Origin of the sequence: Paenibacillus sp. FSL P2-0121, assembly GCF_037975345.1 — a bacterium.
Lineage (GTDB): Bacteria > Bacillota > Bacilli > Paenibacillales > Paenibacillaceae > Paenibacillus_AQ > Paenibacillus_AQ odorifer.
On record NZ_CP150245.1, the window covers coordinates 3,952,982 to 3,967,751 of the forward strand.

General features: G+C 41.1%; 13 protein-coding genes and 2 pseudogenes. 4 read left to right on the top strand and 11 right to left on the bottom strand.

All coding sequences use genetic code 11. The annotated features are described in order from the left end of the window. Positions 1–5 precede the first annotated feature (5 nt). Together MKY54_RS17535 and MKY54_RS17540 are read right to left on the bottom strand one after the other, a co-directional pair. Complete coding sequence (locus tag MKY54_RS17535) at positions 6–209, bottom strand: DUF5316 domain-containing protein (RefSeq protein ID WP_076184440.1); 204 nt, start codon at positions 207–209, stop codon at positions 6–8. 426 nt (positions 210–635) lie between these two features. After that, complete coding sequence (locus MKY54_RS17540) at positions 636–1,322, bottom strand: hypothetical protein (RefSeq protein ID WP_076304082.1); 687 nt, start codon at positions 1,320–1,322, stop codon at positions 636–638. Between the two features lie 1,415 nt (positions 1,323–2,737). Here MKY54_RS17540 and MKY54_RS17545 point away from each other — a divergent pair. After that, the gene (locus tag MKY54_RS17545) at positions 2,738–3,214 is read left to right on the top strand and encodes a ferritin-like domain-containing protein (protein WP_339187305.1); all 477 of its coding nucleotides are present in this window, start codon (positions 2,738–2,740) and stop codon (positions 3,212–3,214) included. A 108-nt stretch (positions 3,215–3,322) separates the two neighbouring features. Here MKY54_RS17545 and MKY54_RS17550 read toward each other — a convergent pair whose 3' ends face one another. Further along, entirely contained in the window at positions 3,323–3,511 is a 189-nt protein-coding gene (locus tag MKY54_RS17550; protein ID WP_076279296.1) for a hypothetical protein, read from the bottom strand. Between the two features lie 1,398 nt (positions 3,512–4,909). Between MKY54_RS17550 and MKY54_RS17555 the strand changes: the two genes are divergently transcribed. Further along, positions 4,910–5,161, top strand: a complete 252-nt coding sequence (locus MKY54_RS17555) for a hypothetical protein (RefSeq protein WP_076302614.1) — start codon at positions 4,910–4,912, stop codon at positions 5,159–5,161. Positions 5,162–5,240: 79 nt separating this feature from the next. On the opposite strand, the gene MKY54_RS17560 is transcribed toward MKY54_RS17555, so the two are convergent. After that, positions 5,241–6,023, bottom strand: coding sequence for an SDR family oxidoreductase (locus MKY54_RS17560; RefSeq protein WP_339187308.1), 783 nt, complete (start codon positions 6,021–6,023; stop codon positions 5,241–5,243). 286 nt (positions 6,024–6,309) lie between these two features. After that, a complete protein-coding gene (locus MKY54_RS17565; RefSeq protein ID WP_339187310.1) occupies positions 6,310–7,062 on the bottom strand; it encodes a nucleotidyltransferase domain-containing protein in 753 nt (250 codons plus the stop codon). A 186-nt stretch (positions 7,063–7,248) separates the two neighbouring features. Here MKY54_RS17565 and MKY54_RS17570 point away from each other — a divergent pair. Both MKY54_RS17570 and MKY54_RS17575 read left to right on the top strand, forming a co-directional pair. After that, positions 7,249–7,410: pseudogene (locus MKY54_RS17570) on the top strand (YHYH domain-containing protein); the annotation flags it as partial. A gap of 227 nt (positions 7,411–7,637) precedes the next feature. Next, positions 7,638–7,913: pseudogene (locus MKY54_RS17575) on the top strand (tyrosine-type recombinase/integrase); the annotation flags it as partial. Positions 7,914–8,032: 119 nt separating this feature from the next. Here the strand turns inward: MKY54_RS17575 and glnA are convergent. From glnA to MKY54_RS17605, 6 genes are all read right to left on the bottom strand, one after another. Beyond that, positions 8,033–9,361 carry a type I glutamate--ammonia ligase gene (gene glnA / locus MKY54_RS17580; protein WP_036687730.1) on the bottom strand — a complete coding sequence of 443 codons (1,329 nt, stop codon included), beginning with the start codon at positions 9,359–9,361 and terminating at the stop codon, positions 8,033–8,035. A 33-nt stretch (positions 9,362–9,394) separates the two neighbouring features. Continuing rightward, on the bottom strand, positions 9,395–9,805 hold the full coding sequence (locus tag MKY54_RS17585) for a MerR family transcriptional regulator (protein ID WP_019910684.1): 411 nt from the start codon (positions 9,803–9,805) through the stop codon (positions 9,395–9,397). Positions 9,806–9,867: 62 nt separating this feature from the next. After that, on the bottom strand, positions 9,868–11,142 hold the full coding sequence (locus tag MKY54_RS17590; RefSeq protein WP_036687732.1) for a methionine gamma-lyase family protein: 1,275 nt from the start codon (positions 11,140–11,142) through the stop codon (positions 9,868–9,870). Positions 11,143–11,275: 133 nt separating this feature from the next. Next, positions 11,276–12,565 (bottom strand): GTPase HflX, encoded by a 1,290-nt coding sequence (gene hflX / locus MKY54_RS17595; RefSeq protein WP_339187313.1) that lies wholly within the window; start codon positions 12,563–12,565, stop codon positions 11,276–11,278. A 254-nt stretch (positions 12,566–12,819) separates the two neighbouring features. Then, on the bottom strand, positions 12,820–13,794 hold the full coding sequence (locus MKY54_RS17600) for an AAA family ATPase (protein WP_076098759.1): 975 nt from the start codon (positions 13,792–13,794) through the stop codon (positions 12,820–12,822). A 317-nt stretch (positions 13,795–14,111) separates the two neighbouring features. Next, positions 14,112–14,768, bottom strand: a complete 657-nt coding sequence (locus tag MKY54_RS17605; protein WP_339187315.1) for a YdcF family protein — start codon at positions 14,766–14,768, stop codon at positions 14,112–14,114. Positions 14,769–14,770: the final 2 nt, after the last annotated feature.

Sequence of the window (14,770 nt, forward strand, 5' to 3'; positions counted from 1 at the left end):
TTCAATTACAACAAATAAAGAATCCCAGCTACAGCTAATGAAATAAGACCACCTAAAGCGGACCAATTCGCTACTTTGTTTTTAGCTTTACGGTCTTGCTTAGATTCCGAATAAAAGTTACCTCTTTGTTGTGTACCTGTCGTGAAGGCTCCAACACATATACCTGAAATTATAAAGAAGCCCAATCCTATGTAAATAAAAATTTGCATGAACTTACTCCTTCCCAGGAAAGAATTAGTTATCTATATATAAGATATTTTAACATTAAATCCCTCTACTACGTGCCATGACTTTCGGACCCAGATGACGCTATTTGCTAATTTTCAGCCTTTGGAGCATGGTTTCGGACTCCAGTGACGTTATTCCTAAAAAAGAAGCTCATATTAGGTCTTTTTAATGCCAATTGCGACTATGGAGTCCTTTATTATCCCAAATGTAGGGTAAAGCTTCGTATAAGGTCTGCTGGATCCTATAGCAGGCTCATACGCGAAATTTGCAACCTCAGCAAACGAAAATTGGCGTTCGAATGAAGTAAGGTACCAAAAAGAAGAAGAAGTGTGCCAACAACCATTTTTTTGATTATGGTTATGGCACACCCCTTCTACTCCGCACAACTCCTACGGCTCTGATCACACTTAATTCCTTTCAAGTTCAAGTGTTGCCAGTGAAACCATCACCCAAGGTGCAAACTTCGACGAATCCCCCTTAGGATTGTGTATCCGAAAAAGAAAAGCTTCCCCCGCCTGATTCTTCCAGACCATATAATCTTCTATCCCTTTATCACCGGTTGCCTGCAGATATAGTTCAGCAAAACCTAGAGGATGTTCAATTAGTTCCCCGCTATGGTCGTTGGCTTTGCCAATTGCAGAAAGCTCGGTTTGTCCCTGTTGCTTCAGAGCGGTGAGCTCGTAACCGGCAGGCAAGTGTTCAATTTCGGCATAATAGGTTGGATCCTCAGTTAATGATAAACGACCAGACTGTGAGTCTAGTGTGAAATCCTGAAAAACATACAGGGAATATCCATCACCTTGCTCAAGTGTACCTTCTTGCCCTGAGACCCCTCCCTCCTGTTCACCAAATGCTTTGGTCTTTGGCCGATCGGATGTTAGAGGATCAGTGGCCTCCGGACTGGCGGACTCCTGCGCCTCCATAGAAGGAGTAGCAGAAGGTTCAGGAGTGCTTGTAGCTTCAACAACTGGCATTGTCGCTGCACTTGACGCTGTAGGTTTTGCCTCGTCTGTTGTTTTATTGTTACTACATGCACCGAGAATTGAGGAAGACAGAAGAATACTAGTAACTGTAGTTAATAATATTTTTTTCATTACGCACCTCCTTATTACTATATTAGTTATTACCCACATGAGTGACGTGTCCTCTTATTCTTCAAACCTTTTCTCAATTTTATTGCTACGGATTGAAAAATTTCAAACAATCGACTCGTTCTTATTTACAGCTATGGAGTTGTGCTCGAAATTCAAATTGTTCCCGGACGATTCGGGCACCTACTATCTTAATTAATGCCACCAGATTCCATAAAGTGACCCATGAGATCTTAGTTCTTCTCGGTTTCATAAGGTTAATTGGACTGAGCAAGAGCAAGGTAGACGATACAACAATTAAAGTGAAAAAACTTACAATCACTTTTACTTTAACACTTTTAGAATATACAAAAATAATAAAATAGCGACTCACAGCCAACCGCGGGGGGTTCTGTAAATCGCCATTCTTAATGGTCTGTAACTCAGGTCTTGTGTCAATACTCTTTGATAAATTCTTTTATAGTCAGAGCGATGCGGGAATATAACCAATGACTGACCATGACTATGTATAATCGTCTATAGAGTTATTTTTTTGATTTATAACTTCTTACTAATAAACTAATACCTTTAAAAATCAAAACCACTAATATCCCGAAAATTATCAAAGTTAATATTAAGTTTGACCAAACTATATCCAAATTCACTCCTCCGTCTCTGCATTTAATTCTTCTATCTCCAATGATATCCCATTATTTATGATAAATGAACAACTTCTTACACATCAAAATTATTAGCCTGTATAATATCCTCGATTAACAAACTGTTTGTAGGCGTTTTATAGGTATATCATAAATGATACTCAAAAGGCCAGCAGGCTGCCTATACAAAAACAAAGTAAACCCTCAATGGCAAAGGCGTTAAAGTTTTATCAGTTTAAGATTACAGTTAGATTACAGTTACTAAAGCGGCACTTAGTCACTAAGCTGCTGATATCACTAAAAGCTAGATTAAATCCACGTTCATCTTCCCTGAGCTGCAGCTCCCACATAGCCCGTTGACTTTGTTGATTCCACAACCGGAGGAGCCCGTAAAAGCATAATAATCCCATCGCTACAAACACTTTAAACCAACAATTTAAGATTCTCAAACCCAACAGGGTTTGGGTCATTGTCATTATATATATTCCTTGCCGGGGATGTCGGTTGTATCTGGCTAGCGTAATGAATCTGTGAACACGTGAAATCATAGGATGGCGACTGGAAAATCATAAGGAAAACCAATTGTGCGCAAACGTCGATAAGGTATCTTTCACCTGCTCGTTTTGCTGAGCAATTTACTAGAAAATCTATTTCTTACCGTCCACTTTTTTGACTTTAGTCTAATTAAGAAAAAGTAAGAAGTGAGATCATACTCATACAATCAGTTAGCGAGCATATGATTGTTGATAGAATACTTATAAATTATTGGAGGTTTTTCTAATGTATATGGTGTATCCTTATTGGTTCAGATCTCAATTTGCCCCCATTTGGGCAACTTCAACTCAAGAGGCTCTTGAATTAATGAGGACTTCAGTCCAAGGTGAACGAAATGACGAACTTTTTTATGACCAACTCATTCAACTTGCTCCGAATAAAGAACAAGCTGAAGTTATTACTTCTATTCGGAATGATGAACGTGGGCATAATCTTATGTTTCGACAAATGTACAGAGAATTGACAGGACATGAAGTGACAGGAGTTAGCGACGAAGTCCCTGAACAAGTTAATTCGTATAACAATGGTTTGCAAAAAGCCTTTCAAGGTGAATTGTCAGCGGTTGAAAAGTATCGAAAGATATGGTTCGGTCTTCCGTATGGCGTTTATAAGGATACTTTATATGGCATTATTCTCGATGAGCAAAAGCATGCAGCGAAGTATAATAATTTATTGATACTAAATTCAGCTGCAAATCAGTAGTCATTGTATCGACTGCCCTTCAGAAATCACAACTTTACTTTCATAATATTAAGCGTGTCCCCTCTGCCTTCTCTCGAGTGCAAATGTAAGTCTTATCTTGTACCTGTGTCATGACGGCGCCTTCCCTAACACGTTGAACTCATCCACATTCTCGATCCAATCAAATGTCCCGCCCACGATGTGTGTGAACGATGCGTCAGCTCTATCCATACCACCATTATTCCCCGCATTTCTTTCTGATACTTCGTATATGATCGAACGTTTACTTTCCAACTGTCGAACTATGGTCTGCAGCACAATTCCTCAAAAACCATATTCTTTGCCCTCATCCTAATAATCCACTTTTCGCTATGCAGCTAAGCTAGATGGTGTTAAGCCTTCTGGCTTTTTTACATTTTAGTCAAGAACGAATTCAAAGGTAACGCATGCTTTGGATTCGCCTTTGAATTGATTATCGATAACGAAACATACGAGTGAAATTTATCAAAAGGCCGTGCTCGCAATTCAAAAATTCAATCATTTGACTGAGTCATAGCATTCTCCTTATAAGAGGCTAAGAAGTTTTACCTGTCGCGAAAATGGCTTGTCCCAAGTTGGAGAGCATTCTTATAGTCCAATTCATAAAATCGTTTAGCCAGCTTATTACCCCTTTCAAGCTTTGGAATAACACGTTTAGGTCATGGTAGCATAAGAATCACAGCGCACATACACACATATTTCAAAGAAAATAAATGAAAGCAGTATGGAGAAATTTGAAGCTCATATGAGAAGTATCCTCGAATGATCACTACATTTTTGGGGGGGCATTACGGGGGCGTCCATAAACCTCTACAATATCTCCTATCCTTACCCCCACACACAAAAAAAACTCAACACCAAAGGCGTTAAGGGTTTAAAGGTTCTAGTAAAGCGTCATATATTGGTTACTTTCCCACTCGTGAACCGAGTCCGGTTTACAGTTTGCCTTTTTATAATGGTCTGAATAGTACCTAATTCCGTTAAAATAAAGGGTTCTCTGAGAAAACGATTACGGATTTCATTGTCTTCCTTCTATTATTTGTGAGCATTTTGTGGGCGTTTATATGTGCAGGAAATATAGCCCAATTTTCAATCAGAAGAGGTACTACAAATGCAATTGAAGATTTCAATCTAGGGAATAGAATCCAGAATATCGCTATCTTAAAAGTGGCTTGAAAATCGTATTGGGAGAATCATCGCCGTTAAAATTAACTTTAGATATCGGATAACCATCGCTAATTGGCTTCGTTCCGGAATCATTGGTGGATGTATCATAGGATCCATTGCCTCCGTGAGGGAAGAAATTTAATGTATGAACAATAACCCTGCTACCATCATGGTCAGCAAGGTTTTATTATGACGCTTACTCGTAGAGTTGATTACAGATAAAACAAAATTTTTTGAGCAATAAAAGAGCAGTTCAGGTTATCCCTGTGATGACTCTTCTACATGGTACAACTCCTAACAGCAGCAATACAATGTTACACAGCTTATCTACTACTAAAGGACAAGAAAAAAGGAACCATAAAACGTCGCCCGCGCGGCAAACGAAAATAGTTTCCCGGAGACGCCACTGATGCTACCGATACAACGACAGAACCATTACTCAAATGACAGGGCTGCTTACTTTGGAATGTCCCAGAGAACTTTTGAAGAACAAGGAGCACCCCCTAAATTATGAGATGGGAAGATTTAAAGCCGGGACAGTCCGTGCGTATCTGTGACAATCACGATAGCGGATTTGGTGGAAGGTGCGGAAGTATTGTAGCTATTGGTACTTTTATTGGTATCAGCGAACGTATAGGTGCGTTGATTGACATATATGAACCGTTACTAATAATTATTGAACCAGAAGCCCTCGAAGAAGTCGACTTCGAATCACTGCCACCAGGATGGGCTGAATTTGATATAAGACACATCAAATTATAATGCCTCGTCAGCATTATCACTGACGAGGCGATTTTCACAATCGTATTAGCTAGGTGTCTCATTGAGCTATCGTTCTCCGTTAGTTGAATCCACCCGTGGAATGTAAAACTTGGCCGGTAATCCACTCCCCATCATCGGTGGCTAAGAATGCAACCAGACGAGCTGCATCCTTAGGCAATCCTACTCTACCTGTTACAAATTGCTTAGATAACTGCTGTCGTAGGTCAGGAGTCATCCAGCCGGTGTCTGTGGGTCCAGGATTTATCGCATTTACGGTGATGCCTTTCGGACCCACCTCTGCTGCAAAAGTTCGTGTGAAAGCATCTATTGCCCCTTTCGTTGTGGCATACGAGATTTCACCAGCCATGGGGCCTAGTGATTGGCCCGATGTCATATTAATAACTCGACCACCTGCCGATTGCGTAAACCGTCTAGCGAATTCCACACTAAGCATAGTTACCGCCCTAACATTAATTGCGTAGTGTGCATCCAAAGACTCTGGGGTAATCGTGGTTAAGTCATCGTTAACCGAATAACAAGCATTGTTAACAAGAATGGAAGGTTCTCCTAGCTTCTGCTCAACGTTATTTAATAAATCCACAAAGCTTTCAGGTGCAGAAAGATCCATCATTAGGTGTTCGCAACGAACGCCCATGGAACGTATTTCCTCACAAAGTTGCTTTTGCTCCTCGTTATTGCTACCCCAGGGCATCTGTTGATCGTAACTACCCCAGTGTGTAAAAAATACATCAGCGCCTAGATAGGCCAACTCTTTGCACACTGCAGCACCGATTCCTGTGCTGCGACTTGCACCTGTTACTATTGCGATTCGACCTGTTAATCTGCCAAGTGTAGTATTCATGGGTCTTTTCTCTCCTTTTTATTTTGAAGTCGCATTAAACTGCGGTGACTATTGTGCAAATCTGCCCGTTACTTCAATGAAAACAGCAGGCTACCGTAGCGCCTGCTCATTAATGTGTATTATTCAACTAAAGTTCCCGTTAGCTCAATAGTCTTATGTTTTAATTAGAGTCGCTGCTTATAGTTGTGAGGCTTGCCGAACACCTAACGCAGTGACGTCCCGACGGGCTTAGGGGGCTGGATGTGGTCACTCGCTTCTCAGAGTGACCCGGAGCGTCAATATGGTGTTAGTCGAAGGAAGTTCTGGAAGCAGCCATTGTATTTAAGGCGTTCTCAAAATAGCTATATACTTCATCTGCAATTCCCAGAAACTCTTCAACAAGTACATTACTATCCAAGTAACAAGCATACAGATAATCAACTAAAGCGGAGTCAATCTCACAATAGTTTAATATGGAATTCTTCATCTTAATAATGTCATCTTGCCATACACCTGTATCTTCTAAAACCAAAGAGTATAATGCACGAATTAATCTCTTAGAGTAACCTTTAATATATCTAGTTTTCATTGTGTTATCACTAGCATTAGAAAGTAAACTATGTATATTGGTCTCTGTATTTAAGTCTAAAATGAACTCTGGAGAAATAATTATCGGTGGTACTTTTTCACCAACGTCATGACCATATATGCAAACACAAATTATCTTTACCCAAAAACCCCACTCATTTGGTTTACTTAATACATCGTCAATCGAGCAAATTATCGTATCAATCTTAGTTACTATTGGATATTCTTCCAAAAGCCTGTCTTTAATATTTGACAATCTTTCGTAATCAATATCTTTGGGATTTACACATACAATAGTAAAGTCTGCATCTGACTTAAAAGGTTTAGCAGTTCCTTTTGGAATCGAGCCACACATATAAATGCTATGAATCTTACCTTTGAATTCGGTAAGTATATTATCTATATACTTATCAACAAAATCCTTATATTCACTTTGTATTTCAATTCTATTTATAACTTTTTCTAATATCATATAGACTCCTCCTAAACTAAGAACTTCTTTCGGCTAACGCCTTTTTGCGAACTTCGTAAATTCGTCATGACTTAAGTTATTCGCGAAATCATTCAACTATCCTGCCCCGTTAGCTTAATAAGGGATAAGTGAAAATGTATTCTGATAGACTACTCCAAGAATCAAACATTGGGGTATTTATTTTTTATGAAAAGAATTATTGTTCCAATCTTCATGTCACTTTTCTTATTATTGATGCCTGTACTTGCTGAGGCACATCCAGGACGCACAGATGCAAATGGGGGTCATTATTGCCGCACAAATTGCGCAAAGTGGGGACTGGAAAACGGAGAATACCATTACCACAACGGTGGAGGTTCAGATTCTAAACCGGCTGCCACATTTGTAAGACGTTAGATTTTTCAGCTGAGGATGAAGCAACTCTATTCGGAGATACAAAAACGTTTAATTCGCAACGAACGATAAAAATTAGTCAATCTATCATTAGCGATCTAAAGCAACACATTAAATATCAGAACCAAAATAAATTAGCTTAGAAGGGTTCCTATAAACATAAGTTAAACTTAGTTCTTTCTAGAGATGATGGTAATTTCATGCCGAAATCTTCTTTATTCAATTCTTTTTCGCGAATTTTGAAACGTATTGGTCTCCCGGCGATGCCGATTCATTCTTTTCGTCACACTCATGCAGTGCTACTACTAGAAGCAGGCAATGATATGAAGTATGTTCAGGAGCGACTCGGACACGGAAGTATTACAATTACATCTGATGTCTATTATCACATTTCCAAGAAGATTGAAGAAAGTAGTATGGAAAAGTACGAAGCCCACATGAGATCTATCCTCGAATAGCACCCACTATTTATTTGTGGGCATTTTGTGGGCACCGTCATTATAGGGGTCCCCTACTACTCCCACGCCCACACACAAAAAAAAACCTCAACACCAAAGGTGTCAAGGGTTTAAAGGTTCTAGTAAAGTGTCATGTATTGGTTTCTTTCCCACTCATGAACTTGTGTACGATAGATATCCCATTCGATTTCTTTCAGCTCGTAGAAGTGAGCCAGCGCATGTTCGCCGAGAGCTTCGGTAATTACATGGCTGCGGATCATTTCGCTTAGCGCTTCTTTCAAATCGGATGGCAAGCTTGGGATGCCTTCTTCAATACGCTCTTCCTCAGACATCACATAGATGTTACGGTCAATTGGAGCTGGAAGATCAAGCTTACGCTTAATTCCGTCTAGCCCTGCTTTCAACATAACAGCAAGTGCGAGGTATGGGTTAGCTGCCGGGTCCGGGTTACGAACTTCAACACGTGTGCTAAGCCCTCTCGAAGCTGGGATACGAATCATCGGGCTACGGTTACTTGCAGACCAAGCTACGTAACAAGGTGCTTCATAACCAGGAACAAGGCGTTTGTAAGAGTTCACTGTTGGGTTAGTAATCGCTGCAAAAGCACGAGCATGCTTCAAAATACCAGCCATATAATAACGTGCAGTTTTGCTCAGACCTAGCTTGTCACTTTCATCGTAGAACATGTTTTCTTTGCCATTAAACAAGGATTGGTGAGCGTGCATACCAGATCCGTTAATACCAAACAATGGTTTAGGCATAAAAGTTGCATGCAAGCCATGTTGACGGGCAACCGTCTTCACAACGAGCTTAAAGGTTTGAATTTGGTCAGCAGAAGTGATCGCGTCAGCATATTTGAAATCAATTTCATGCTGGCCGGAAGCCACTTCATGGTGAGAAGCTTCGATTTCAAAGCCCATTTCTTCAAGGGTCAATACGATTTCACGACGGCAGTTTTCCCCTAAGTCTGTAGGAGCTAAGTCGAAATAACCACCTTGGTCATTCAATTCTGTAGTTGGGTTACCTCTTTCGTCTGTTTTGAACAAGAAGAATTCAGGTTCAGGTCCAACATTCATCGCTGTAAAGCCCATTTCTTCGGCTTCCTTCAGACAACGCTTCAGGATACCACGTGGGTCTCCAGCAAATGGAGTACCATCCGGCATATACACGTCACAAATCAGACGTGCAACACGGCTATCAGTCACCCAAGGGAAGATTACCCAAGTATCAAGGTCTGGGAAGAGATACATATCGGATTCTTCAATCCGTACATAACCTTCGATGGAGGAACCATCAAACATCATTTTGTTGTCGAGTGCTTTTTCCAATTGGCTAACCGGAATCTCTACATTCTTGATAGTACCTAACAAATCTGTAAATTGCAGACGAATGAAACGAACATTCTCTTCCTTGGCAATGCGTAAAATATCCTCTTTAGAAAAGCTCACGTGATCCTCTCCCTTTCAAAACTCTGTATATTATTATTTATTAAAAAACCGGGATAACTCACCTTGAATAAGCGATACCTGTCCCGGTCTTTTACCGGAAACTAGTTCTTGCTTCAGCAAACGGTGAAGCTGCGAATCTGATAGCTCTCTACGTCTAACCTCTGTGTCAGGGGTAATCACAGTAGCTTCTTCGGATTCCTTCGAGACTGGGTTCATTACTTGCTTGATGCCAGCAATGTTAACACCCTTTTCAATCAAGGCCTTAATTTCTAATAGGCGCTCAACATCATTAAAAGAGAACAAACGTTGATTCCCAGAGGTACGTGCAGGTACGATTAGACTATGCTGTTCATAATAACGAATTTGTCTTGCAGATAAATCAGTTAACTTCATTACAATTCCAATAGGAAATAATGCCATATTTCTGCGGATTTCATCACCCATGACTCATCCAACCTTCCAATGATCTTTTTCTGATCTCATTGTACATTTCCTAATACAGCGTGTCAATGGTGTGTAAGATTTTCTGACAGTAATTTTCGATCACGCATACTTTGGAGTGCCATCAAAACGCCATATTTGACATGGGAGTAGGTTAATCCCCCTTGCATATAGCCAATATAAGGCGCACGGATAGGCGCATCTGCCGATAACTCTAAGCTACCACCTTGTATAAACGTACCTGCCGCCATGATGACAGGATGTTCATATCCCGGCATATCCCATGGTTCTGGAACTACATGGCTGTCTACCGCCGCAGCACGTTGAATTCCCTGCACGAAGGCAATCAAGTGATCCGGTCCATCAAAGGAAACCGCCTGAATCAAATCTGTACGAGGTTCATTCCACGCTGGTTTCGTCTCAAACCCGCAGCGCTGAAATACAGCTGCCGCAAAAATACTGCCTTTAAGGGCTTGTCCAACTGTATGCGGAGCCATGAATAGGCCTTGGTATAACCCGCGGGTAGTTCCTAACATTGCGCCTACCTCGCCACCGATACCAGGAGCTGTAAGACGGTACGCTGTAAGCTCTACTAGATCTCTGCGCCCACAGATGTATCCACCCGTCTCAGCAATTCCACCACCAGGATTTTTAATTAATGAACCCGCTACTAAATCCACTCCAACCTGCGGAGGCTCAAGCTCTTCAGTAAACTCACCATAGCAATTATCAACGAACACAATAACATCCGGTTTCAATGACTTCACTCTCGCTGTCATGTCACCTATTTCGGCTACTGTGAAGGAAGCACGCCAATCATAACCACGCGATCTTTGGATTCCAATTACTTTAGTTTTCTCATTGATAGAGAGAGTTACCTCTTCCCAATCAATCTTACCCTCTGCTGTAAGGGCAACTTCCCGATATGTAATTCCGAAGTCTGCGAGTGAGCCTGTCCCATCTCCTGCTTGGCCAATCACCTTGTGTAAGGTATCGTACGGACGACCTGTGATGTATAAAAGCTCGTCTCCTGGTCGCAGCACACCAAAGAGGGCTGTTGAAATGGTATGTGTTCCTGAAGCAAAATGAGGGCGCACCAAAGCTGATTCCGCACCAAAAACGTCAGCATAGACAAGATCCAGCACTTCGCGTCCACGGTCGTTGTAAGCATACCCCGTTGAACCCGCAAAATGATAATCACTGACCTGATGACGTTGAAACGCTTCAATAACCTTCCATTGATTCTTATCGACAATTCGATCTAGAGCTTTGACTGCACCTTCGATTTCAACTTCTGCGGACTCTGCCGCTCCTAAAATATCTTCTGCAAAAACTGCCATTAGTTCTTATTCGCTCCTTACATTTACTTGCCATCATAATGACAGAAAGCGACAGTTGCCTGACGCTTTTTGTCATTAGCTATTATTTTATACCTATACAACAAGCATTTCCACTTTAGGGGAACAAAGAAGATTACGGCTGGTCCACAAAATCAGCAAGCATGTAACCCCATTTATCATAATCCTCTTTATTAAGACGGACGTTATAGATAACATCGTTCTCGTCATAGGTAGTTTCCAGAACCTCACCCACTCTGTAAAGCAGGGAAGAAATATCGCCTCGGTCTCCAGGAATGCGAAAATTCAGCGTATCTCCAGCCAATTCATCAGAGATAATTTCAATAATCCGGGTTAAATCCTCCGGGTTAAACGCACTGATTTTCAAAAACCCTGTGCCTGTTGGCAGCATTTCCAGTTGCTCAGGCTCACATAGATCGATTTTATTAAAAAGTACTATTTGCGGTTTGCTAGCTGCCCCTAAGTCCTGCAAAATAGTTTGTACAATCTCCATCTGCTCCACACGCATTGGAGATGAGGCATCCACTACATGCAACACCAGATTGGCCTCATTGACTTCCTCCAGCGTTGCGCGGAAAGATGCTACAAGATCATGCGGAAGATTCTGAATGAAGCCTACAGTATCCGTAAGCACTACCTCTTTACCACCCGTTAGTTGAAGCACACGTGAAGTAGGGTCAAGCGTAGCAAACAATTGATTCTCAATATAAACATCCGCATCCGTAAGCTGCTTAAGCAGCGTCGATTTACCAGCATTCGTGTAGCCGACTAGAGCAACCTGCACTGCCCCTGCTTTACGGCGGCGTTCACGGTGCAATTCACGGGTTTTAACTACCTCATCCAACTGGCGTTTCAACTCCGTAATCCGACCGCGAATATGACGGCGATCGGTCTCAAGCTTACTTTCACCTGGTCCTCTGGTTCCTATACCCCCGCCTAATCTGGATAAGTTTTTGCCTTGACCGGATAACCGCGGCAAAAGATAGGACAGCTGTGCCAGCTCTACTTGAATAATACCCTCTCGCGTTTTGGCCCGCCCAGCAAAAATATCCAAAATGAGCTGCGTCCGATCAATAATCTTCAGATCCAGAGACTCTTCAAGGTTCCGTACCTGCGCTCCAGATAATTCCTGATCAAAAATAGCCGTATTAGCTCCAAGACCATCAGCGGCCATGCGAAGCTCTTCTACCTTACCTTTCCCGATAAACCATTTTGAATCCGGTGTTTCCTTATTCTGACGCAACACATCCAGGACTTCAACACCTGCTGTTTCTGCTAATTGTACTAATTCCTGCAGAGAAAGCTCTGGGTCAATACCGGTACGTTTAATTTTATCTGTGACGAGAGTGACCAATATCGCCCGATCTTGAATATCCGTTTCTGTATCATGCGTAGTTATTGCCATTTATTCATGCTCCTTATGACGGTAATAGAATCTTTGTGTACCATTTAATCAGTTTTTCACTTCTTGCTGATGTTATACAGCTGAACCTGTTCATTCACAGCGCTTCAAAACATTTTATCATAAGTTTCATTGGTAATATAGGCTGATAATGGAACGGCTCACCATTCTGTCCGCATTTACATTATGATAATCTTCAATCTTTTATAAAAGATAAACCGACTAAGCACGTATAAACTTAGCTGGTGTCAATTTATTTAAGAGATTATACTCTCCCCTTTTGAATAATCATCGACCGGAAGAACAAGGTCTCTCGGTAAGATCTCCATCAAAGATTGTTTAGAAATTTTGACATGCCTGCTTATTAATCTAACCGCTTGATGGCGGATTGCCTGTTCGAGGATATTGCGTACATAACGGGCATTACTAAAGTTTTCTTCAATAATTTTCTCATTAAGGATTAACTCTTTTAGTTTCCCGTTTGTTTCTGGAGTAATTATATAGTCTCTTTCAGCAGCCATTTTATGTGCAATCAATATCAGTTCATCTGTTGTGTAGTCCTGAAAATCGAGTTGAATTGGAAATCGTGAGGGAAGCCCGGTATTAGCCTCCATGAACATCTCCATTTCATTTGGATAACCCGCTAAGATAATGATGAGATCATCATTCCTGTCCTCCATAACCTTTACAAGACAGTCGATTGCCTCTTTTCCAAAATCCTTATCTCCGCCTCTAGCCAAGCTATAAGCCTCGTCAATGAATAATACGCCACCCATAGCCTTCTTAACAAGGTCTCTGGTCTTTTGAGCTGTATGCCCTATGTATTCCCCCACTAAATCCGCTCTCTCTACTTCGATTAATTGACCTTTACTTAATATGCCCATATTCTTTAACAGCTTGGCAACGATTCTTGCTACAGTTGTTTTTCCAGTCCCGGGGTTGCCTTTAAACAACATATGATAAACCTGATTAACTACATTTAACCCCAGTTCTTGTCTCATTTTTTCCACTTGGATAAGCGCATGAATTTCATATATAAGATCCTTCACCTTTTCAAGACCGATAAGCTCATGAAGCTCTTGCAGGATTTCTTTTGTAGATTCTAAATGATTATTTTGAGCCAGCGCGCTCTCCAATGTTTCATTCGTAATATTTGTTGGGTCTTGATTTTTGAAAGTTATATTCATTCTGGAATCATTAATGGTTATCTTTCTTAAATTTTCTTCACCCATTGTAATCACCTCGTTAGAGCATTATATGCAATAACTGAATGACATCATGCACTTGTTTTAAAGAATGGGGTTTCGACATTGGATTCCCTGCTATCTCTCGCATCTTCTACGATGGTACACGAGGATAGAATGACCGAAATGCATAAAAGTCATAAGCAGAACTTTATTTTTTTATCATTTCACAACCCCATTATTTTTGATATACAAATAACAAATAGCCCCCATTTAGAGTTTAGTCCATTTGGGGGCTGGCTTTTCTAATCAAGTCTCTTCCGGAATAGGAAGCATTATTAGAAGATTCTGATATTTGGGAACAATTACAGGAACAACTGCTGGATTTTCCATTTCGTATAGGCTAGAATTTCACGCGACTTATGCCTTGTCATCGACAGAACAGTGGATTCTGTAAGCCCCAGTTCAGGATTCACATAACCGAGCTCGTCCGCGATTTCGTGTGAACGCCATCCATGATATGTATGCGTAATAATAATTGCTGAGGACAATCCCTCACTTGTCATAATTGCTTTGCTATTCAGAAGATTCTCGTAAGTGCTGGTAGCTTTATTTTCAACAGAAATGGCGCTATCCGGAACTCCATGAGCTACTAAATAATTGCGCATGCCTTGACCTTCGGTATATTTCAGATCAGGTTTATCCAAACCTCCAGAAACTATGATATGCGGGAACATCCCCTCTTGATAAAGCTTAAGCCCGTAATCCAATCGTTCCTTCAATCCCGGGCTAGGTTCTTCTCCCCACATCGACATGCCAAGAATGATCCCTGTATCGGCTTTGAGCATAGGATCTGTCGTTGCGGCTTTATTGATATTCCTCAATGCGTACGCACACCACAACAAACCAACTACAACAATAACCATTAAAGCAATAAGCAACGTTCGTTTAGACCAAATTCGGCGTTTTTTGCGAACAATCCGAATCGGGGAAGAGTCTCTTCCATAAACGTACCATTCCATCT